The sequence below is a fragment of the Xanthocytophaga flava genome (assembly GCF_030068545.1).
Lineage (GTDB): Bacteria > Bacteroidota > Bacteroidia > Cytophagales > 172606-1 > Xanthocytophaga > Xanthocytophaga flava.
Genome location: NZ_JASJOR010000004.1, coordinates 150,154 through 172,485 on the forward strand (window position 1 = coordinate 150,154; position 22,332 = coordinate 172,485).

Annotated in this window: 18 protein-coding genes; 9 read left to right on the forward strand and 9 right to left on the reverse strand. The window is 37.2% G+C overall.

Going from position 1 to position 22,332, the window contains the following annotated elements; all coding sequences use genetic code 11:
• Positions 1–220 precede the first annotated feature (220 nt).
• Positions 221–2,677: a PAS domain-containing protein gene (locus tag QNI15_RS07830; protein WP_314031257.1), complete on the forward strand. Its 2,457-nt coding sequence runs from the start codon at positions 221–223 to the stop codon at positions 2,675–2,677.
• A 68-nt stretch (positions 2,678–2,745) separates the two neighbouring features.
• Here QNI15_RS07830 and QNI15_RS07835 read toward each other — a convergent pair whose 3' ends face one another.
• Both QNI15_RS07835 and QNI15_RS07840 read right to left on the reverse strand, forming a co-directional pair.
• Entirely contained in the window at positions 2,746–3,690 is a 945-nt protein-coding gene (locus tag QNI15_RS07835; protein ID WP_314031258.1) for a hypothetical protein, read from the reverse strand.
• A 102-nt stretch (positions 3,691–3,792) separates the two neighbouring features.
• Positions 3,793–4,326 (reverse strand): hypothetical protein, encoded by a 534-nt coding sequence (locus QNI15_RS07840; protein ID WP_313976214.1) that lies wholly within the window; start codon positions 4,324–4,326, stop codon positions 3,793–3,795.
• 577 nt (positions 4,327–4,903) lie between these two features.
• On the opposite strand from QNI15_RS07840, the gene QNI15_RS07845 reads away from it, so the two are divergent.
• Positions 4,904–5,632 carry a hypothetical protein gene (locus QNI15_RS07845; protein WP_314031260.1) on the forward strand — a complete coding sequence of 243 codons (729 nt, stop codon included), beginning with the start codon at positions 4,904–4,906 and terminating at the stop codon, positions 5,630–5,632.
• Between the two features lie 44 nt (positions 5,633–5,676).
• Here QNI15_RS07845 and QNI15_RS07850 read toward each other — a convergent pair whose 3' ends face one another.
• The gene (locus QNI15_RS07850) at positions 5,677–8,067 is read right to left on the reverse strand and encodes an ATP-binding protein (RefSeq protein WP_314031261.1); all 2,391 of its coding nucleotides are present in this window, start codon (positions 8,065–8,067) and stop codon (positions 5,677–5,679) included.
• 449 nt (positions 8,068–8,516) lie between these two features.
• Here QNI15_RS07850 and QNI15_RS07855 point away from each other — a divergent pair, with 449 nt between their 5' ends.
• The 7 genes from QNI15_RS07855 (at position 8,517) to QNI15_RS07885 (ending at position 14,297) form a co-directional block, all read left to right on the forward strand.
• Positions 8,517–9,086, forward strand: coding sequence for an RNA polymerase sigma-70 factor (locus QNI15_RS07855; protein ID WP_313996477.1), 570 nt, complete (start codon positions 8,517–8,519; stop codon positions 9,084–9,086).
• 121 nt (positions 9,087–9,207) lie between these two features.
• Positions 9,208–10,359, forward strand: a complete 1,152-nt coding sequence (locus QNI15_RS07860) for a FecR family protein (protein ID WP_314031263.1) — start codon at positions 9,208–9,210, stop codon at positions 10,357–10,359.
• Positions 10,360–10,415: 56 nt separating this feature from the next.
• Positions 10,416–10,622: a hypothetical protein gene (locus tag QNI15_RS07865; RefSeq protein ID WP_313976205.1), complete on the forward strand. Its 207-nt coding sequence runs from the start codon at positions 10,416–10,418 to the stop codon at positions 10,620–10,622.
• Positions 10,623–10,980: 358 nt separating this feature from the next.
• The gene (locus tag QNI15_RS07870) at positions 10,981–11,793 is read left to right on the forward strand and encodes an MlaE family ABC transporter permease (protein WP_313976203.1); all 813 of its coding nucleotides are present in this window, start codon (positions 10,981–10,983) and stop codon (positions 11,791–11,793) included.
• 14 nt (positions 11,794–11,807) lie between these two features.
• Positions 11,808–12,578: an ABC transporter ATP-binding protein gene (locus QNI15_RS07875; protein WP_314031265.1), complete on the forward strand. Its 771-nt coding sequence runs from the start codon at positions 11,808–11,810 to the stop codon at positions 12,576–12,578.
• 6 nt (positions 12,579–12,584) lie between these two features.
• A complete protein-coding gene (locus QNI15_RS07880) occupies positions 12,585–13,571 on the forward strand; it encodes an MlaD family protein (RefSeq protein ID WP_313976199.1) in 987 nt (328 codons plus the stop codon).
• Positions 13,572–13,814: 243 nt separating this feature from the next.
• Entirely contained in the window at positions 13,815–14,297 is a 483-nt protein-coding gene (locus tag QNI15_RS07885) for a lipocalin family protein (protein ID WP_313996483.1), read from the forward strand.
• Positions 14,298–14,346: 49 nt separating this feature from the next.
• On the opposite strand, the gene QNI15_RS07890 is transcribed toward QNI15_RS07885, so the two are convergent.
• The 6 genes from QNI15_RS07890 to QNI15_RS07915 all read right to left on the reverse strand — a co-directional run bounded on the left by QNI15_RS07890 (position 14,347) and on the right by QNI15_RS07915 (position 22,282).
• A complete protein-coding gene (locus tag QNI15_RS07890; RefSeq protein ID WP_314031266.1) occupies positions 14,347–16,404 on the reverse strand; it encodes a T9SS type B sorting domain-containing protein in 2,058 nt (685 codons plus the stop codon).
• A 223-nt stretch (positions 16,405–16,627) separates the two neighbouring features.
• On the reverse strand, positions 16,628–18,100 hold the full coding sequence (locus QNI15_RS07895) for a S41 family peptidase (protein WP_314031267.1): 1,473 nt from the start codon (positions 18,098–18,100) through the stop codon (positions 16,628–16,630).
• Between the two features lie 298 nt (positions 18,101–18,398).
• The gene (locus tag QNI15_RS07900; protein WP_313996489.1) at positions 18,399–18,596 is read right to left on the reverse strand and encodes a hypothetical protein; all 198 of its coding nucleotides are present in this window, start codon (positions 18,594–18,596) and stop codon (positions 18,399–18,401) included.
• A 42-nt stretch (positions 18,597–18,638) separates the two neighbouring features.
• Complete coding sequence (locus tag QNI15_RS07905) at positions 18,639–19,529, reverse strand: hypothetical protein (protein ID WP_314031268.1); 891 nt, start codon at positions 19,527–19,529, stop codon at positions 18,639–18,641.
• A 121-nt stretch (positions 19,530–19,650) separates the two neighbouring features.
• Positions 19,651–21,264, reverse strand: a complete 1,614-nt coding sequence (locus QNI15_RS07910; RefSeq protein ID WP_314031270.1) for an STN domain-containing protein — start codon at positions 21,262–21,264, stop codon at positions 19,651–19,653.
• Positions 21,224–22,282 (reverse strand): FecR family protein, encoded by a 1,059-nt coding sequence (locus QNI15_RS07915; RefSeq protein ID WP_314031271.1) that lies wholly within the window; start codon positions 22,280–22,282, stop codon positions 21,224–21,226. Before QNI15_RS07915 ends, QNI15_RS07910 begins: the two co-directional genes overlap by 41 nt.
• Between the last annotated feature and the right edge of the window lie 50 nt (positions 22,283–22,332).

Consider the following 22,332-nt stretch of genomic DNA (forward strand, 5'->3'; position numbering starts at 1 on the left):
ATTCATACAAGCTTACCTATTGATTTATAAAGTACAACTGACGAGCAGCATTAAAAGTTTGATTTGAAACAAACCGATTAACCTATTATCTGACTGGTAACCAACAGATTATTTTGTTTCATCTATCACATAGCTCTTTCTATGTGACGCCACGATTGTTGTTAAAATAGACTGGGCTAAACCAGCTAATAAATCTTATTAATCAACATAGATATGTTGTATGAATCAACGTTTATTTACACGCCTGTATCTGGGTATGTGCACCATCATAGCTGGTATGCTCATTACTCTGTTTTATTATTTTACCCATAAAATCATTGAATCAGAAAACCAGGCAAAGAAGGTTACTGCCCGTGTTACCTCTCAGACTGTTCTGGATAAAATAGACCAATCTCTGTATGCTTGTCAGATGAATAATAAGGCATTTGCCTACAATTCGCTTCTAACGGAAGCTGTGGTAAATCCTCAGGCAAATAGTAGACTGGAAGAATTCATGAATCAAATGATGCAGTACCAATCCATTTATGATCTATTGCTGCTTTGTAATATGGAAGGTAATGTAATTGCCGTCAATACCAAAAACTCCCAGAACACTCCATTGCCTTCAACTAGTCTTATTGGCAGTAATATGTACAACACAGACTGGTTCAGAGGAGCTTTAAAAAGTACCACTACTGATGATGTCTGGCATTCAGACCTTATAGTAGATCCAACAGTTGCACAATTGTATAAATCATCCGGACAAGGTATTGCCTTTGCTCTTCCTGTTAGAAATCCGGAAGGTGAGATGATTGGTGTATGGTATACATTTGCCAATTGGCAGAAAACCGCAGAAAAGATTCGTAAGGACACAGAAACAGAACTTCAGAAGAAAGACCCTCAAGCTCAGATACTCCTGTATGGTGCACACAATGAAAAGTTAACAGCCATAGATCGTGATCTCTTCTTTAAAAAACAGCCAGAGCTTCTTTACCAGGCAGATGAAAATGCATTGATTCATCAGGCATCTTCTGATAAAAGAAATATGATTGCCCAGCAAGCAACCAGTAATGGAATTCTTTCTAATGCGAAGAATCATTGGAAAGCTGTTACGCTGGTATCCCCAACAAAGTTTACATTGGCAATGTGTCTGTCAGGAGAGATCCTACAGGTATTATTGATTGTATTGTTTGCTAACAGTGCGATGGTCGCCATTACCTATCTTCTTATCCGCAAAAATTTATTGCAGGTACAATACATTGATACATTGAGAGATGTTCTGGAAAAGGTAGCCAGAGGTATTATCGTCTCTATTCCTGAAAATCTGAAAAGCAACAACGAGATAGGACAAATTAGTAGCTCAGTAAGTGAAATGGTCGACTCACTGAAAACAAAAACCCTATTTTCTGACGAGATAGCCAAAGGGAATCTAAGCGTTACACTTACGAATCTTTGCCCTGAAGATCGTCTTGGACATTCACTTATTCATATGCGCAATCAGTTGCAGAAGGTGCAGGAAGATCACACTATCCAATTATGGAAAACAGAAGGCCTGACAACTATCTCTTCCATTCTGCGCAACAATCAAAATATAAAAGAATTAAGCGGGAATATCCTCAGTTTTATTATCCGATATCTCAAAGCGAATCAGGGGTCACTCTTTTTAGTAAAGCAACAAGATTCACAGGCAGTACTGGAACTGATGGCTTGCCATGCATTCAATCGAAATAAACATTCGGAAGAGCCAGTATTTATCCTTCCAGGTCAGGGGTTAACAGGGCAGGCGTTTCTGGAAGGCAATATCATCTATCTCACAGAAATACCGGAAAACTATGTACGTATCACTTCCGGATTGGGAGAATCTACACCTCGTATTCTACTTATTGTTCCTTTAAAAACACAGAATGAAATCAAAGGAATACTTGAAATAGCATCCTTCTCCGCCATTCTACCCTATGAAATTGAATTTGTAAAGGCTATTGCTGAAAATATTGCGGCAACTCTAAGGGATTATCAAATTACTGAACAAATGCAGTATTTACTGGAAGAGAGCCGTGTTAAAGCAGAGCAGATGAATGCACAAGAAAGCAGTACACGGGAAATGCTGGACCAACTGGTAGTCGTTCAGGAAGAACTAAGACGAAAAGAGATGGAGTTAAATAATATGTTCACAGGTATTGATACTACTTTTGCAATCATAGAATTTGATATACGCGGAACTATTCTCAATGCCAATGAGAACTTTCTGCATTTGATGGATTATAAATCAAATGATATAAAAGGGAAACACCATCGTTTGTTTGTAGATACAGTCTATGCGGAAAGTGAGGAATATTCTAATTTTTGGGACAAATTAAAAGCAGGAGAACCTAATACTGCCCGGTTCAAAAGATATACCAGAACCCATTCAGCTGTATGGTTACAAGCATCTTATATTCCACTTAAAGATGCAACAGGAACCCTCTATAAAATCATCAAACTGGCAACAGATGTTACCAAAGAATCGCTTATGGAACTGGAAATGCAGGAGCATACAGAAATGATAGCCTGCTACGAGGAAGAAATGAAGTCTACCTATGATGAATTGCAGCACCGTACTCAGCAGGTAGAACTCTATGAAGCTAAGATTCAGTCCGTATTTGAGGAACTTCAAAAATATACCCGGAAGGTTTCTGAACTGGAAAACAAAAATCATTAACTTTTCCAGCTAAGGGCAGTAATAATCCTGAAATAATAAAAGGTACAGATATCTGTACCTTTTATTATTTATTTTAATTGAGACAGCCATTCCTGAGCAAAATTACGTGCAGATAGTGTAGCAGTCTTACCTATCCGGAAAAGCATTTTCCATTCGGAAGACTTTCGTTGATAGGCAGGATTGACAAACTCCTGTTTATACCCTATTGAGGTCAGCTTGGCAGTAAAGTCTACAGAGTTGCATAATACAATAAAGTCTTGCAAGCGTTTACGAAGTGTAGGCTTTATATCAGAATGGGCGTCCAAAACGGCCTGTTGCTTTTTCCGTTTCTCCATATGGATACGAGCTTCTTTCATTCGTTCTTCATCTTCAGTGAGCCTATTTGTAACTTCCCCTGCCATATACTTGTTCATATAAGCAACATACTGCTTTTTAAACTCTTCCGGATTAGATTTAGATATAGCCAGCATCTTTTTCTGTGCTGCTACTTCTTTTGTCCTGGCAGTTTTTTCTTCTCCTTCCAGAGAGGCTATTTCACCCTCTGCCTGTTGGATCTGAGCCTGAAGTCCCATAGCCAGTGATGAGGCAGGCATTTGTGCAAACATCTGCTGAGCTGTAGCCACTTGCTCATTCATTGCAGCTTTTGTTGCTTCTGAACTTGCACCGCTTTCAAGTTCTCTTTCAGCAGCAGTAGGTGCATCAACAGGATATTTGTTCTTTAGCCACTCTACATATTGCTTCTTAAATTCTGGCGACTCTACATAGGATCTGACAACCTTTCCTAAAGCCTTTACAGCTTCTGCTCTGGCACTCTCCGGTATTTGGCGTGCTATCTTGCGCATGGTTGAAGACGACGAAAAATACCAGGCACTTTCATTCTTTATATTTTCCAGTACACCAGTTTCAACATCATACATCTTCATGCCCAGGTCACTCAGTGCATCTCCAGGACGAGCAGCTGTAAGCCATCCTGCTAAGAGGATAAGCCCACAAACTCCTATTATTGTTTTCATAGTTGTATTTTTATAACCACTTTTTAGCACTTAAAAAATTCACATACGTGATACCTCTGTCATAAAATATCAGATATGTGAATCATTTTTGTTCAGTATAGATTAAAACTTAGCTGTCACACCCAGACGTAAGGCAGCAACTCCATACCCAACCTCTGCAAATCCTCCTACTTTTTCAGATAACATATACCGTGCACCAGCATGAAGGCCTAAGATGAGGCTATTAGTATATGGATTATAATAATCATTGTAGTATCCGGAATTGTCTTTATAGGATACACTCCTGAATCCAAGTGATAATCCTCCATAGACATCTAACTTTTCGTTTGAAATTCCGAACAATTCGTTAGCATGATAAGATGCTCTCCCTCCAAAGTATAAAAATGTATAATGCCATTTATATCCGGCATAATTCTCTCCGTAACGGGCATAATCAAAAAATGCCCCTACACTAATATTATTTTTCAAGCCGTATTCAAATGATACGCCCAAAGGAATTCCGCCTGCATTAAAACTGCCTATCCCAACGCCAGCATTCAGATATTTGGTACCTGCGACCTCTTGGGCCTGAACTTTAGATGTAAAAATTCCTGCTACTAATAGGAAAAGAGTCAGGTAGAAGAAACGTGTTTTCATAGTTGTTTTTAGATAAAAGATTAGAATGTAACTAGTTTGAATCGTGTTGTTTTCGATAAGTGATACAAAACAACACGATCATCAAGAGGTATTCAATCCTGTCTATCTTCAAATGTTTGGATAGCTTTATGAATTGAATAAAAATGCACATCAATTGTAATACTCCGGCTCAATGATAGCATTTATGGCATTTATACTACAGGAGGTACACATGAAGGCTGATTCTGCTACTATTTGTAAATGTCAATTGAAAGCCTTTTTCGTGCATTTAAGATCAAATTCTGATCAATCCTATCATTGCTGTTAGCATCTAATCCAATTTTTTCGTATTTTTGCACTGTTCTTAGAAACTCTCCCATGCTATTTTTTGTCAGATACGTTCAGTATCGTATAAATATGTCCGGAACCGGACATACAAAAAACACAAAAAACATACACAGCACTGATTATCAATACAATGCAAATTATGGCAAGGAGATTGCAAGTATTTTTGCATAGTAGATATTTCCCTCACGTTGAAAATAGATACTAATAGAATACTAGATTTTTCTAATACTACAACTACACTTTGAAAATTATGATTACGGTTGGATTTGTTGCCTTATTGATTGCCACGCTGGCATTCTGGCAACACGGGATGGAAGCTACGTTCCGTAAAAGAAATGAAAACTCCCAGAGAGTTCGCAGATGGAAACGCAATACTATACTGGCTGTGCTTGGCTGGTTAGGTTATATTACTTTGTTGTCTACAAGTAATATTTTGACAGACATGGAATCACCTTTGCGCATTCCTGTATTGATACTGTTGCCTATAACAGGATTTCTTACTTACTTTTTCCTGTCTAATAAATTTAAAGTATTCGTAATGTATTTTCCCAAACCAATGACTGTATATGGACAGACATTACGAATTGCTGTTGAATTATTAATTTATGGAAGTTATGTTCAGGGAGTAATACCTGCACACGCTACTTTTGAAGGATATAATCTGAGCATTCTTATAGGTATCACTGCTCCTGTTGTTGGATGTATGGCATATATTTCAAAGACTATGTCTACCCAAACATTGGTTGGATGGAATATATTGGGTTTAGGATTGCTGGCAGTAGAGACATTTGTCTTCATGACTACATTAATTTGTCCTGAGCTTTGTGGCCTTGAGCATACATTTGCACCACAGTTTGGCACAATGCCCTATTTACTTTTACTTTCTGTATTTATTCCTTCTGCAGCATTTATGCATATGGTTTCAATTGCACAAACATTAATACCTGCCCGCAGAAAAATACAAAGACAGTATGCCTAATAAGACATCACTATACGCTTTTCTCTAAAGCATATAGTGATGTTTCAAGCCGGAAGTAATACAATAAATTGTGCCCCTTTTCCAGGTTCACTGTCTGCATACATAAATCCTTTGTGATTTTCTACAATCCTTTTGCAGATAGCCAATCCAATGCCTGAACCTTCATATTCACTCCGGCCATGCAATCGTTGAAAAAGACCAAATATCCTCTCTTTGTGTTCAGGTTCGAACCCAATACCATTATCTTCTACAACAATTTTGATATACTCTGTTTGTTCGACAAACCGTAGATTGCCTCTATCTTCCTCTGTCAGTGGCATCCTTCTAATTTGAATAGTCAGCGGTTCATCCGGCTTCGAAAATTTTACAGCATTTCCCAACAGATTAGCAAATAACTGATTTATCTGGGAAGGAATAGCATGCACTTCTGGCAGTTCATCTATAGTAAACTCTATCAGCTTTCCAGTATTCTCTTTTTCCTCCTTCAGAGGCATCCATACTTTTGTAATCAATTCATTCAGATTCACTTGCTGGTATCCCTCTTCCAATCTTCCAACTCTGGAATATTCAAGTAAATCATTGATCAGCGTCTGCATGCGTTCAACAGCCATTTGCATACGTTGTATATACAGTTGGCCATTTCCTTCCAATAATGTACTGTATTCCTTTACTAAGAGGCTACTAAACGATTTAACCTTTCGTAATGGTTCCTGTAAATCATGAGAAGCTACATAGGCAAAGTTTTCCAGTTCAGTATTTGACCGTGTCAATTCCAGATTAGTTTGTTCGATTTGTTGCTGCTGCTGTGTTAGAGCTGTTATGTCTTGGTATGTGAACAGTATACCATCTCCCTGCTTAACAATATTTCCATCAAACCAACCTTTTATGCTATGTGCATCATACAAAAAAGTTTTTCGTTCGGTTCTGCCTGTTTCTACAACAGAAACAAACAGATCAAAAAAGCCATTTACCCTATTCTCCGGATAGTGAGTCAACCATGACTTACCTATCAATTCTTCCTCTGTTTTTCCAGTTATCAGACTATTGGCAGGATTTGATAATTCATGAACAAAGTCTATGATCTGTCCAGAGGCATCTCGGATGGCTCTATATAAAACGATACAAACTGGCGAATTATTAATTACGCTTTCAAACAAAGCAGATTGATGCTCCAACGCTTGCTGGATCTGCTTCAAATCATTGATTATCGTAAAAGATGACAACAAATGATGGTCGTCCAAATAAGCAACCTGTCCTTCCAGCCAGTTTTGATAGCCGTCAAATTCATAGAAATCTTCAAAACGTTCAGATTCCTTTGTTATAAGCACCCGCTGATAAGCCAGCCAGAAGTGTGAATTCTTGACCTCAGGAAATAACTGCAACATGCTTTTTCCTATCAATTCACTTTCAGCAAGTCTGGTTTGCTCCTGTAAAGTTTGACTGACATACACATATACTAAATCGGATATCTGCTTTTCTTCATCATATACTACCTTCAGCACACACATACTGGTGGGAGTATTCCGAAAAATATTTTCCAGTGCCCAAGCCTGTTGCTCAATTTGTATATCTTTCTGCTTTTCCTGAGTAATGTCATGTAGCAGACATATTACTTTTCTTTCTTCAGAGCTAATGCTCCATTCTCCTGCCAGAACTTTTTCTTTTCCATCTTTGGTTATGACCCGTTGCTCAAAAGGACTGAAGTTTTGAGTAGTTTTATAATGTTCTATCATTGTTGTCGTTTTCTGAACATCCTCTGCTGGCAAATGAGATAAATACAAATCAGGTGTACAAGGATTATTACCGAATGTTTCTGGTGTATAACCCATCAAAGACATCATCCCCTCAGACCAAACTACCTCATTTGTATCCAGATCCCACTCCAGGCTTCCATAGTGAAAATTATGTTCTACACATTGAAACAACTTTTCTTGCTGACGCAATCTTTTAACTGCCTTTTCTTCCTGTTGTCTACTTGTCACCTGTGAGGTGATATCTTCTATCAGACAAATCCATGTTGGAGTACTATATATATGACTAATTTGTCCTTTGATAGAAATCCATTTCTGCTTTCCGTCAAAAGTTAGAATTCTGACCTCTAACGGTATCCAGGCAGATAATTGTTTTACTTCCACCAAGTAACTAATTGCTCTTTCCTTATCCAGAGGGTGCAAATGTTCTGTAAAAAATGAGAGATCTTTATAATTAGAGCCAAATGTTTCTGGTCCATATCCGAATAGATGCATCAACCCGTCAGACCAAACCATCTGCTCTGTTTCTACTATCCACTGCCAGCTTCCGAAACCAAATAATGTCTCTGTCTGGCTTGTCAGTGAGGTTACAACCTCTGATGAAACAGTAAGTAATGGCTTTGTTTTCTCAATAGGCTTTTTCTCTGAAGTATTTAAGGGATTTATATCTGAAGGGATGCTCATAATAATGAATGTTAATCTTCTACCTTGACAGAAGAATACAAAATAGATCTCAGACTATATTACTGATAAAGAAAATTCTCACCCTATGAATAAATTGAGTACTGGCTGGGTGTAAAATGTTAGCTTGTAAAAGTAAAAAGTGTAATTTAAAATCGGAACAAATTCTATACCACTTCAAGAGATTCTTCCTCGGCTTTTCCTGGAACATTGGTTCATTATATTTTATATCCTATCTATAGGTCTATCATTGCAAACACCATATGTAGATATAAATCCCCACAAGCTAACCATTTATAGAATGAGCCAAAAACTAAAAGATTATATGGCTAAGTTTGCAATACTACTCAAAATATAACCTGATTAATTTATGTAAATACAGCTGGATTATAAGCAGCAGATTTCCAATACTTTTTTTTCTTCATCTTTGTAGAATATTGAAGTTGACAGAGATGAAAAAAGTAAATTCCGATGCCGTAGAAACTTTATTTAAACAATACCATAAGGAGTTGTGTCGCTGGGCCTATACATTTGTAAGAGATAAAGAACAGGCTCAGGATATTGTACAGGAAGTGTTCTTAAAGTTATGGAAAAACCGTGAAGAGTTGGAATGGGGAGAACAACTCAGAAGTTATCTCTATAAATCAACTACACATGTTTCCTTAAATCATTTAGAAAGAATCCAAAAAAAACGCACTATTCATCAATATATCCAGCAAAGCAACGACTTTGTGAGCAATGATACTACAGACAGAGTGTTGTTTAATGAACTTCATGAAAAAGTACAGCAGGCAATAGATAACCTTCCACCTAAATGCAAAGTCATTTATTTGCTCTCACGACAAGAAGGTCTTAAGTATCAGCAGATTGCCGAACAACTTGACCTCTCAGTCAAAACCGTTGAAAATCAAATGGGTATAGCACTGGAAAAACTCCGAATTGCTCTCAAACCTTATCTGAGCAAGGAATTTCTCATAAGTATACTTCTCTTAGTTGTCAGTTGGATAACAGAAAAAGTATGACGACATATACTATTGACTATCAACCTTCTAAAAAAAATAAATATTTTTTTCACTTTTCTTTAGGGGTAAATCTCTTCTCAACTGTTTTACTCATACAATCAGCAAAACATTTATTCTGACTATGGCAAATACCATTTGGCAAATACTCGCAAAGTACCTGACCAACGAGCCATTGACAGACCAGGAAAAGGTAGCATATAAAACAAGAGAGAGAAATCCTGAACATCAGGAAACGTTAAAAGACATTCAAACTATATGGGAATTGTCAGAAACTTCCTCTGAAGAAATTGATTGGGAAACAGATAATCAATGGAATACTTTCCAATCAAAACTACAGAATGAAACAAAAGTTATTGAATTAAGGCCTTGGTATAAACAATATTACTGGCAAACAGCTGCGGCAATAGTACTTATTTTAGCTGTTGGTTATGGTTTAAAAGATAGCTTGTCAACTAAAAGCACTGCTATTTCATCAACTACAGGATATGTTAACACAAATAAATCTGTTCAGACAGCTAACCAGATTGATGTTCAAACGTATCAATCTACTGATTCTGTCAAAGAGATTCGTTTGCCTGACGGTAGTCAAATATGGTTAAATAAATACAGCACAATAAGTTATAAGCCAGATTTTGGAAAAAGTGACCGAAGAGTTACATTATCTGGTGAAGGGTTCTTTGTAATAGAAAAAGATAAGACAAAACCATTTATCATTCAGGCAGGAGGCACCGAAACGAAAGTATTGGGAACATCTTTTGATCTGAAAGCATACACGAATGATAAAACTATCGAACTTACTGTAGTAACGGGTAAAGTTGAATTCAGTGAGACAAAGAATAATTCAAAAAAGGCAATTTTGCTACCTAAACAGAAAGCCACTTTCAAAAAACAGGAAAGAATACTAAATCAGTCAACGGTAGCTAGTATGAGCTTTTTACAGTGGACAGAGTCAAACAATGCTACTTATCTGCATGAGATCCGTTCACCAAAGCAGTTTATTGTAAACACATTCTCTTGGAAAAAAAATGGTCTTAACCAAACAGTTGTAGAAGGAACTTTAACAAATCGTGCTTCTATTGCTTCTTACAAGGACATAGAGCTTATCTACAGAATTTATACAAAGAAAGGAACCGAAAAACCAACAAAAGTTATTACTATACCTAAACACCTAATCCCAGGTCAAAGCATTAATTATAAATACAATCTCGGTAATATGTTTGGTACTACTGCCCGTGTAACAGTAGATGTTAAAAATGCAGTGATTGTACACTAAATCTCATTGATAAAGAAAAAATATATAATTGATTGAATACGAAAAAACAACCAGCTATGTTTACTTATTTAACCAGAACCCTATTAACTTTAACAGTTGTAACCCTTGTACTTACTTCCTGTGTTGTGGAAAAACGTACTACTGTGGTGCAACAGTCTAAACCTGCTCCAGCCAAGCCAATGCCTCCGGGACAAGCTAAGAAGGCCGCAGGTAGCCAATCTGCAAAATCGTTTGCTCCAGGCCAACAAAAGAAAAAACACTAATTCCCAAGACAAAAAATATACTTATTTCCTGCTGTTTGAACTCAGACCTACTCTCTGATTCAAACAGCATTTTTTTTTAATAGTCCACCGTCAGTTCTTTTTAGCTACCATCTTTTCTCTAAATAAGTAATTTTTTAGTGGTAAAAAGATTCTGGCTGTGTTCTCTGATATAAAGTCAATAGTTCTTCCCCGCATAGCATCATCACAAGCATATTTACAGAACTGAAAGCATTATTGGCCGTACATTCTTACCCACAATTGATCTATAAAATCTACAGGTACGATTTTTTCTATGCTAGTGTCAATATGATTGGACACTAGTAATATGTAACTTTTTTATTCTTATAGAACCAGACAGATGCATACAGATGCTCCTAAAGAAGGCTTGGAAAAAGCCAACAAATATGTACTCTCCCGCAAACTGGATCAGATCTTTGTTAATCTGGCAGAAGTTTATCGTTTTGTCGTTCGTTTTTTTCAAGAAGTATTTCTTCCTCCTTATGAATGGCAAGAGGTTATAAATCAATGTTTCCAGGTTGGAGTCCGTTCTCTGCCATTAATTTCTCTTACCGGATTCATCATTGGTATTGTGTTTACCAATCAATCACGTCCTTCTCTTGCTGACTTAGGTGCAACAGCGCTTCTTCCAGCTCTTATCGCAGTAGCAATAGTACGTGCACTTGCACCACTGGTTACGGCCCTGATTGCAGCAGGACGAGTCGGTTCAAATATTGGGGCGGAACTTGGATCAATGAAGGTAACGGAACAGATTGATGCTATGGAAGTATCAGCCGTCAATCCTTTTAAGTTTCTGGTTGTATCACGGGTATTGGCTACTACATTCATGATTCCTACTCTAACCATGTATACTATGATTGTAGCACTCATGGGGGGATATGTAAACATACATGCCAATGAACTAACCAGCTTTAAGAGTTATATTAATCAGGTATTTGATGCCATTACATTTCTTGACATTTTTTCATCAGTCATAAAAGCATTTGTATTCGGATTCACAATAGGCATAGTAGGTTGTTACAAAGGATACAATTCTTCAAAAGGAACTGAAGGTGTAGGAAAAGCTGCCAATTCATCCGTTGTGACCTCTATGTTTCTGGTGTTCATTGAGGAACTATTGATATTGCAGATAGTGAATGCCTTACGTGGATAAGATATATAATAACTATGAAAGAGAATATCAAAATAGATACTACGAATAAAGTCATTACGATCAAGGGTTTGAAGAAATCCTTTGGTGAACTGGACGTTCTCAAAGGCGTAGATATGGATTTATATCAGGGAGAAAATCTGGTAGTATTAGGACGGTCAGGAACGGGAAAATCTGTTTTAATTAAAATCATTGCAGGATTACTACAACCTGATGAAGGTTCTGTAAATGTGTTGAACCATGAAATTACGGGTATAAAAGAAAAAGAAATGGATGCACTGCGCTTAAAGATCGGATTCTCCTTTCAGAATAGTGCCTTGTATGATAGTATGACGGTTCGTGAAAACCTGGAATTTCCGTTAAGACGCCATGAAAAAGGGTTGAGTGAAAGCGAAATTAACCAACGTGTAGAAGAACTCCTGGAAGATGTAGGACTATCTCAAACAATCAATCAAATGCCATCCCAGCTATCAGGCGGTCAGCGTAAACGCATAGGGATAGCGCGAACACTAATTTTGAAACCTGAAATTATGCTATATGATGAACCTACAGCGGGCCTTGATCCCATTACCAGTATGGATATCAATAACCTGATCAATGAGGTTCAGCAAAAGTTTCATTCATCTTCTATTATCATTACACATGATCTTACCTGTGCTAAAATCACTGGTGACAGGATTGTTATGCTGCTTGATGGGCAATTTCAGCGCCAAGGCACATTTGATGAGGTATTTACAACAGAAGATGAACGAGTGAAAGCTTTTTATGACTATAACTTTACAGATTAACTAACTATGGGAACAGCAGAAAACAATAAACGATCTGTGGTAGTAGGAGTGTTCGTACTCTTGGCTATCATTATATTGGTTGCAGGAATTTTTATTCTGGGAGGCAAACAGAAACGGTTTGAAAAAACCCTCGAAGTAAAAGCAGTATTCGATAATATTGCAGGGCTGAAAGCCGGAAACAACGTCTGGTTTTCAGGAGTAAAAATTGGTACTGTAAAATCACTGCAACTGTATGGTACGTCTCAGGTTGAGGTGACACTTAAAATAGAAGAAGATGTACAAAAGTACATCCATAAAGATTCAAAGGCACGACTTGGGTCAGAAAGTCTGATAGGAAACAAAATTATTGAAGTTTATGGTGGAACTCCGCAAGCTCCTGTAGTAGAAGAAGGAGACAGACTACAGATTGAACAAGCTCTCAGTACAGATGACATAATGGAGACCTTGCAGGAGAATAATAAAAACCTGTTGGCAATTACCACAGATTTTAAGAAATTAAGTAATGACCTTACTAACGGTAAAGGTACTGTAGGCGCATTGTTATCAGATTCGACCCTGGCTAACCGATTTCAGAGCATTGTTTCTAACCTTCAACAAGTATCTGCTACAACCAGTCAGGCATCTGCTTCTTTGTCACAGTTTACACATAAACTAAATAACAAAGATGGCCTTGTCAACCAACTTCTTACAGATACTGTTGTTTTTAATCAATTAAAAGGTTCTGTTAACCAGCTTCAAACTACAGCCTCTTCAGCATCTGCAATAAGTGGAAATCTTGAAAAGGCAAGCAATAACCTTAACCGTAATAACAATGCATTAGGGATGCTATTAAATGACGAACAGTTTGCCACACAATTGAAAGGAACTATTCAGAACGTAGAAACCAGTACAAAGAAACTAGATGAAAGCATGGATGCATTGCGGTATAGTTTCTTTTTGAAAGGAGCATTTAAGAAAAAAGCTAAAGCTGACGCAAAGCAACAAGCTCAATAGCCTTCTAGGCTGATTTAAAATACATCATCAATACGTGTATCCCCTGATAAGACTTGTTTTCCAGCCTTATCAGGGGATATTTTTTATGCAATAGACACCTGTATTTACAATACGTAGTACAAATCTGACACTCCATACGTAAAATCACCAATTGATACTGTCTGTAATTGAGTGTTCTTCTGCCAGAATATACCTTTGTAGCATAGTAATAATCAAACATTTTCAACTACAAACAACTGCACTATGAAAACATTAGTAACAAATGTACGTCTGGCATTATTAGTTTTGACTCTATTAGGGAGCCTGGCCTCCTGTAAGAAAGATTCTGAACCAGATCCTTCAAAAAATGATCCTGTTTTTGTTGGGAAACGCTGGAAAATGTCATCTATGATTGTAAGTCCCGCGGTTGACCTCGATGGAGATGGCACAGCAGACCCTGATTGGCTAGTATTTATGCCAGAATGCGCCAAAGATGATATTACCATATTTAAATCAGATGGAACTATAGGTGGTGAAGCAGGTCAAGTATGTCCCGATGAAGAACCTACTTCCTCAACCAGCACCTGGACGTATGATCAAAATGCCAAAAAGTTTACTATTAAAGATGGTTCTGAAGTAGACGTATATGATGTCGTTGAAGTATCATCAAGCACATTGACAGTAAAAGCAACAGCAGAGGATGAAGGTCAGGAAATAACGGTATTACTCACTTGGAAGGCACAATAACACAATAAACAATCTCCCTGAAGAGTACTTCTTTTCAGGGAGATTTGCTTTATCTTAATAAAGAAACCCACCCTTTGTACCTTCGGGTAGTATAATAAATCAGGAAATAATAACTGCCTGTCGGAAATTGGGCACCTTCCCATTTGAAATTCCGGTCATGGCTGGTAAATATCAATCGTCCCCATCTGTTGTACATCTCTATTCGATCAAATCTCTCTTTGCAGTTGTCTTTTGGTAGATTCTTGGTACTATCTTCATTATTTGACATCTCAAAGTAAGGATTCCATTCGTCACCATTTGGAGTAAATACATTGGCAGGTAGAAAGTAAGAATGATCTACTACAGAATCCTGAACAACAATGGTCACGGTTGTGGTATCATACTTATTTTTACAATTTTCATTCTGTGTAAAAAAATCAATAATGAATGTATTGTCTTTCACTACATCGAGCACACTACAATCAGGCGTCCAGGAAAAGGGCACAGTTACACTATCCACACCTGTTTTCCCATTCTCAAACTTCATCCCGACTGCTCCCATATCAAATCCTCGTCCAACAGCATTAACAGTAATTGCACCATCTCCTGTATTGGTAGCAATAACATTAAATTGCAGCAACTGGCGTACAAATATGCTTGCCTGATTACCAGCCAAAGTGGTTAGTATAACAGGAGAGTCTTGTACTAAAGGCTCAAAGTTAAAATTTACAATTAGAGTATCAGACAGTCCTCCTCCACACCCATCATCTCTAACTACCAGTTTCACTTGTAATGGTTGATTTATTTCTGCTGCTGCGCATTTCTCAAAACACAGGTTTACCCATACTGTATCACTATCCTGATAGATAACTCCGGATGTAGGAGATAAAGAAACCAGACTGGAAGAGAAGTTAACAGCCTCCAGCGTTAAAGCCAGCGTAGAACTACCAAATTGGGTTCCTGATATTTTATCAGTCAGAGCAACTTTAAAACAAAGGCTGTCTGTTGTACTCACCTCTACTGTACTCAGATTAGCAACATATGTATTTGATTTATTATCTTCTAAACTTACTATAGGTGCATTATTTATAGGACATTCTATTACACTAATTTGAAAGTCTCTTTGAACAGCACCTATTTGAAGTCCATTCCGATACTCCTTACACAATACGGCAAATGCATATAAGCCTTGTTTATCGGCTGTAAAGGTTATAATACCAGTCCTGCTTCCAACAGATAAAGGTATAGGCCCCGGAGTACTTTTAGTCAAACTATACCCTGGTGCCCAGGTGATGAGTGGATATGGTGCAGAATGATTGCGCGGATCAGGATCTATATATTGATTTCCAAACTGATCTTGTTGTACAGGGTCAGCAGGGTATGGACAATTATCCGGGCAAACACAATTTCGACCACTACAAGCATCTGAATAACCTTTATAAGGAGTAACTAATGTATAAACCAGTGAATCCCCATCTGCATCTGTGGCACTAAAGTCAAAATAGAATGGAGAGTTAATGCAGGCATAGTCACCCGTAATCACACCAAACTCAGGAGAGTTATTGATAAAAGATTGTTTATTCAGACTCACTGCAGGAAATTCCATATAGAAGGCATTTCCCACCTCATTGGGAGTATAAATATTGGTTATATTGGCATTTCGGCAACAACGTTCCCAAACCACATAATACCCTTCAGAATCATTATATGTATCACCAGAAAGAGTAATTTCTGTGTAATACCACAGGCGACTATTCCTAACCTTATCACGCCTTTCACAACTAGGGTTATTGTAGGTAAGAAGGCTCTGACTTTTATATAACCCCAGATCTACATTCCGCATAAACTGATTATCTCTTTTACGAAATATAGTAGCCCGAATATAATCCTGCTTTAATTCAGGACTAGCAGCACTAATCTCATCATAATAAAGATTCAGACCGAGTTCATATTTAGTATCCGTTTTATGAATCAGATAAAACTCTCCTCCAACAATATGAGAAGCAAAAGAGGGGCTAATAGTAAATCCCCATAGAAACAGTAAAATACACCATCTTAGGTATTGATTAAAGATTATAGAATGCACTACCTGTGACATAACAGGTCGCACACATACAGTACTACTCATATACAATGCTTAGTATTTAGGTTGATAAGCGATCTCTTACCTTATCTACTGGTGATAAAGGCAACGTATATGTACTGTTTATAAATTGGTGTGGCGCTTTGTCTCAGAAATTGTCAGAATTGACTAACAGCGAATGAGAAAAAGTTTAGAAAGATGAAAAAATGGCAAATAATGCTAACAGCACTTTATACACTATGAAGTGCTGTTAGCAAAGCAATTAGAGTTATTTAAAAGGCAACACAGGTATTTTATCAGTGGTAATCATTTCATTGATACCACCTAACTTTTCATTTTTGGTATTCAGATTCAATTGCTTCAACTTTTCAGAAGAAATACGGGCAGATTGCCGGGTAGATGAGCCTCCAGTGAGATAGGATATGGCTGCATTAAAACATGCTTCATTCGGATTACCCCAATCTTTAGAATAATCATCAGTTGAACTTATATTGACAGTCATCCCATCAAAATAATCACTTTCATTGTTTGCATTTACTGTTTTGAAAGCTATTGGGAACACATAGTAATTCTGTGTTACATCTGTTTTACTCATCTCTATCAGAATTCCAGGAAATCCTACAGGTTTACCATAAGTAGTAGAACCAACTAATGTTACATTTACATAAGGCTTCAAATTATTAATAAGCAACTCGCTGGCAGACGCCGTTTCTTCTGATGTAATGAAAACAATACGCGTCAGATTAAAATTAGCAGACTTTGTATCAAAATTAATATCGGTTGTATAGCCAGCCTTTTTAAACTCAGCAGTCAGTAATGCATTGTATTTATAACTATACATAGCTTTTCCTTTCGCACTAGCAGGTGCTACCAAATTAGCAAAGTATTCAGATACGGATGTATATCCCCCACCATTGTATCTCAGATCAATAACTAAATCTGTAATTCCTGTGGATTTCAGATCAGTTATGGCAGCATCTAGTTCAGCTTCTGTATCTGCTCCATCATTGTCTCCCAAAAAGCTACTTAAAGCAATGTATCCGATTTTCAATCCTCCAGCACTAATTACTGTATCTTTTTGAACAAAATTGGCTTTATATGATGCCTTGGTTAATGTTAGTGTTTTTTGTATCCCCTCATTCGTTTTAAAAACAAATGTGGAAGTACTATTGCTGTTTAGTGAGTTATAAAATGCTTCTTTATTTGCTGCTGTTGCTTCAACTCCATTTACACTCAAAATCTGCCAACCCCGTTGTACACCTGCCAATCCTATAGGAGAATTTTTATACACATATACAACTCTCTGATCAGTAGAAGAAAGATATCCCCTTCTGAATCCAAAACCAGCATTGCTTCCAGAAGAAGTATTTTCCCAGTCAGTTTGTGTATAGGCAAAACTATATCTATCAAGATGCTTACCAGAGGTTCCCACATCACTATAAGAACGGATACCAGCAGAACCACTCATGATACTATCTACATTCGCAAAAGATTGGGGTTTGAATGTAGTCTCAGAACTTCTGATCAAATCTCCGTTGGTAGCAGACCATTTTGCATAGTCAGGAAGCTTTTCATTCCATAAATAATAGACCAGAGAATAATAATAAGCACTATCTCTCACATCAACTGTATCTGGTGTAACTGCCTCACTATCTTTCTTACAAGACACAAATCCTAGGGAAAGAAGTAACAGAAAAAATATTGTGTACAAACATTGAACTTTCAAAGATTGTTTTTTCATACATTTTAAATTGAGTTCTGTACTGTCTTTAATTAAACTTACTTATCCTGAGGCACATAAAATTTTTATTCCCAACAATCAGCATCACCGAAAAAAGCGAAACCTTAGTCCGGTGAACTGTTGCAGGTGCTTGTATTTAACTAAACTACTCAAAGAGTCACTGACAAGTTTTTATAATTATCTCACTTCCAAAATCGAACACTTATTCAATAGTATTATCTTAGAGACAAGGAACCTTGGCATTACTACTACCTATGAATAAATTTTTGTTGAAAATAATCGAGCAAAAATTACTTTTCTATTTAAAATTCTCTTTACGTAATACGCTATCCAGTGTTTCATGTAGTGGTTTTATCTGATGTGGAGGTACACTGGAACGCTCTCGTACAAATTTCATATCACATACATAATGGTCATACCTAATCATTGTGCTTACCAGGCTAAAAAGTAATAAAAGAAGAGTTTCACCTATACTTTTGGGTACTGTATGCTTCATATCAGAGAAATTTGGAAAATGGGATAGCTAGAGTAAGAATTGCTATATGTCAGACTTGTATTTTTTGGCGGCTTCCCTTACTGTTACCGTGTACAGTGTATCACATATTCCATTGCCATAATCAGTTACAGAGGTTACACCATTGCTGATTATTTCTATGTTACCACTTACAGGCCTGCCACTATTCTGACAGCGCCCTGTATAGATAATATCTTTGGATATGGATGTCATAAAAGCAGTACCTATACGGGAAATACCTGTAAGTGAGCCAGAGATTATCCAACAATCATCTTCTTTATACTCAGAGGGGTGATAGACATAAGTCAATGCACCATTCCAAAAAGTCGAAGATCCATCTGTGTAAGTTAGCCTGGCATCTTCTGAAGTAACAGTAGTTATTTGATCAACAGACTGAGAGGTAATCGTTCCGCTAAGAATTATATTGTCCTTCTGAAAATTCTCGAATGAGATAGTTGCTAAATAAGAAACAGATGGAGATCTTTTGTTTATGTCACTATCAATAATTGTAACAAAGAATGTATCAATAAGCTTTCCTTTAGGTGTCTTTAGAGAATCTGCGCAGGCAGAACCATCTCCATAGTCCATTGTGATAGTTCCTGAATAGGTAAGTGTATCACCATTATGACTAATATTGGTATAGTTGCTGGTCATAACAGGGTTACATTCTGTTATATATGTTGTATGTTGATTTGTAGAGTTATTCGATTTCAGCAAGCCCTCTGTTAGCAACCCTTTCTGTGTGATATCAAGTACATCTTTTACAATAGCCAATAACTGGACATTTTCAATGGCAATTGTTTGCGCATCTGCTATTTCCTGTGAGGTTATAGTATGTTGTCTGTTACATGCCAGAATCCAGATTAATACAAAACAACCTGAAATCGCCGACAATCGAACACAAACCGATTTCATATCTCTAGACACTTAATGATACATTCACTTCATTAAACATCTATAAGACATCCAATCAAAAATCAACTACTATTCTTCTTTGTATAATAAACCAGTAACAGCTAAAAAAATGTAGATGGAATTATCTGCGTCTGGAGAAGTCAAAAGTATAATAGGCACTAATCTGAAGGCTAAGCCACAGCTTTGTCTTCCGGGTTTGCAACATTTCTCTTCCTCCTTCTCTAAAATCGTTTGGATTTCCTACCCAAACCGATTGTACATCACCTATTTTTTTTGAAAGCACTCTATTGGGAGAAAGTTCGTTTGGAAAGAAGGGATCAATTTCATTTATAGCCGCATACTTACTAGCCTCACGACCTTCTTTTTTGTATCGTGTTGTTAACCAATGAAATACAGTACTTACTTCTATCTCTGCATTTCGTATTATTTGTCTACGAACTGATAAGTTCAAGCGGTGATACCAATTAGTTAACTCAACATCTGTATAGTAGTAAGGGGGGATATAGGGATTTGTATAAGAATAAATATTTTTGATCTTTACATACTCTTCTCTTTTATGTAATCTGGCACTTGTCCATTCTCCCCCTACTGACCATTTGGATGTATTCCCTAAAGGAAATAATCCACCTATGCCTATTCCATAACGTGTCATCCCATTGTTCAAAAACCCCACATTGAATACCCCAAATATGGAACGCAAACCAACCTGTAGTTCTGCAGCAAAGTTGGTTACATCATTCAAATAGAGTCCTGTTACCCCTACACCCACTATAAAATCACTACCATCTATTCCCCACTCAAAGGGTCTTTTATAGCGTTTAACACGAGTAGATACTTTTTTATCAGTAGTAGATTTATTTGCATTCCTTTTTATGGAATTAGATTTTGCCAGGCTATCTGTTTGCAGAGAATCTTGTGTTACAGAATCAATGCCCATGCGCCCTCCAAATAAGAACAACTCTATGTCATCACCATGTGCAAATCTTTTAGTAGAGGTATGTGGCTTATAGTTATATATTCTGGAAGGTGTTACGATACGCCGTAGTGGTTGATGATTTCTAAAAAGAAAGAGAGCCAGAACAGAGTCAGCCTCATCTTTGATTGTATCTTCTGTTGACAGGCCAGAATCTCTGGAAGAATTTGGCATTTCCAATACAAGTAATGTATCCGTAGTTACAGTATCAGAGAGAGTAAGAAGAGTATCTGATAAAAGTATACTATCTGACACTGAAATAAGTTGTGTATCAACAGGTATTGTAGCAATGTGTGTAATCTCCTTTATGACTGGCCTTGCAGTATCAGGATTCAGTTTCTCAGTAGGTGATTTCTTTGCAATAGTAGGTGAACTTACAGTCTTTTTGGTTTGTGCTTTTGCGACAGTGATAGGAGTACCAGCTTTCTTCTTCAGAATGACATGCTTCCCCTGCTTCTTATATAATAATCCTATCTGATCGCATACCCGAGTCAATACATCATCTACCGGTTCATTTTTTACTGAAAAAGAAACAGTCTGTTTCGCGTTTACAAAGTGTAGACTATAAACAAAAAAAACGCCAGCTTGTTGGGCTAGGCGTTGAAGAGCCTGTTCTACAGGAATTTTTTCACAGGTCATTGTTATTCTCTTTCCAGAAGAAGGATTTTGTGCATATGCAGACAGGCTTACACATCCCATAAGACATACCAATACCCCTGCTTTAATAATAAGGACACTTACCTCCTTCCAGACTAAACTCATTCGGACCAACTTTAATAATTTCTAAATTAATATTATCATTGCTATAGTACTCTTTAAGTGTACCAAGTACTTCATCAAGAGAACTATTATCAAATATTGAGGAAAACTTACAGTCCGCTAAATTATTATTTTTTAATGAGATTTTGCATGCATACATTTTTTCAATATCAGAAATAACCATTTTCAGAGGAGTTTCTTTAAACTCAAGCATATGGGTAGCATATCCTAATGCATTTGTGTTCACAACAGATGTCACTTCAATGGTCCGGGAATTTTTCTGCCATGTACCTGTTTGCCCTTTAACAAGGTATACACTGGTATCAGCAGCTGAAAACTGTACTTTTCCGGAAGTTACACTTATTACAACAGCATTGCCGGTTGCATCTACATTAAATGCCGTACCTACTACTTTGACCTCTGCTTTATCTGTATGAATAATAAAAGGTTTTTGTTTATTTGGTGTTACCTGAAAATACGCTTCGCCAGTTAATTTAACTTCTCGTGTATCTCCCTCAAAATTTTTGGCATAGGTTAAAGTACTATGGGCACTCAAAACCACGTGTGAGTTGTCAGGTAATCGCTGTTCCAGTATCTTAGCATCGTGTGAAGATACTGAAGCCATTTCTCTGGTGCGAGGTTTCCCTCCTATCCAATAAAAAATAGCCCCAATTCCCAAAACAATAAGCATAGAAGCAGCAACTCTTAAAAACCAGTTACTGTTTACTGTTTTTTGTACCCCAGGTGTAGGTATTCTCTCACTACTTGTTTCTGAAGTATCATGAGGCTGATCCAGCAATGTATCTAATAACTTCCAGTCTTGGTCTATATCTGGCATTACAAAATTTCTTTCAGGACGGGTAGCCTGCCATGCCGCCCTCATCTGTTGAAAATAAAGCTGATTTTCAAGTGAGTTCTCTTGCCAGTCATCAATTGCGATAGCTTCCATAGGATCTGCTTCTCCTGCTAAATACCTGGCAATCAACTCATCTGTTACAACTATGTTAGGTTCATTTTCCACTGCAACTATCGTTTTAAAGCGTAAAGTATAATCAATAGGCTCTTATAAAT

Excerpts from the sequence above, each read along its gene's own strand:
- QNI15_RS07830 (WP_314031257.1), top strand. The coding sequence starts at position 221 with ATGAATCAACGTTTATTTACACGCCTGTATCTGGGTATGTGCACCATC.
- QNI15_RS07835 (WP_314031258.1), bottom strand. The coding sequence starts at position 3,690 with ATGAAAACAATAATAGGAGTTTGTGGGCTTATCCTCTTAGCAGGATGG.
- QNI15_RS07840 (WP_313976214.1), bottom strand. The coding sequence starts at position 4,326 with ATGAAAACACGTTTCTTCTACCTGACTCTTTTCCTATTAGTAGCAGGA.
- QNI15_RS07845 (WP_314031260.1), top strand. The coding sequence starts at position 4,904 with ATGATTACGGTTGGATTTGTTGCCTTATTGATTGCCACGCTGGCATTC.
- QNI15_RS07850 (WP_314031261.1), bottom strand. The coding sequence starts at position 8,067 with ATGAGCATCCCTTCAGATATAAATCCCTTAAATACTTCAGAGAAAAAG.
- QNI15_RS07855 (WP_313996477.1), top strand. The coding sequence starts at position 8,517 with ATGAAAAAAGTAAATTCCGATGCCGTAGAAACTTTATTTAAACAATAC.
- QNI15_RS07860 (WP_314031263.1), top strand. The coding sequence starts at position 9,208 with ATGGCAAATACCATTTGGCAAATACTCGCAAAGTACCTGACCAACGAG.
- QNI15_RS07865 (WP_313976205.1), top strand. The coding sequence starts at position 10,416 with ATGTTTACTTATTTAACCAGAACCCTATTAACTTTAACAGTTGTAACC.
- QNI15_RS07870 (WP_313976203.1), top strand. The coding sequence starts at position 10,981 with ATGCATACAGATGCTCCTAAAGAAGGCTTGGAAAAAGCCAACAAATAT.
- QNI15_RS07875 (WP_314031265.1), top strand. The coding sequence starts at position 11,808 with ATGAAAGAGAATATCAAAATAGATACTACGAATAAAGTCATTACGATC.
- QNI15_RS07880 (WP_313976199.1), top strand. The coding sequence starts at position 12,585 with ATGGGAACAGCAGAAAACAATAAACGATCTGTGGTAGTAGGAGTGTTC.
- QNI15_RS07885 (WP_313996483.1), top strand. The coding sequence starts at position 13,815 with ATGAAAACATTAGTAACAAATGTACGTCTGGCATTATTAGTTTTGACT.
- QNI15_RS07890 (WP_314031266.1), bottom strand. The coding sequence starts at position 16,404 with ATGAGTAGTACTGTATGTGTGCGACCTGTTATGTCACAGGTAGTGCAT.
- QNI15_RS07895 (WP_314031267.1), bottom strand. The coding sequence starts at position 18,100 with ATGAAAAAACAATCTTTGAAAGTTCAATGTTTGTACACAATATTTTTT.
- QNI15_RS07900 (WP_313996489.1), bottom strand. The coding sequence starts at position 18,596 with ATGAAGCATACAGTACCCAAAAGTATAGGTGAAACTCTTCTTTTATTA.
- QNI15_RS07905 (WP_314031268.1), bottom strand. The coding sequence starts at position 19,529 with ATGAAATCGGTTTGTGTTCGATTGTCGGCGATTTCAGGTTGTTTTGTA.
- QNI15_RS07910 (WP_314031270.1), bottom strand. The coding sequence starts at position 21,264 with ATGAGTTTAGTCTGGAAGGAGGTAAGTGTCCTTATTATTAAAGCAGGG.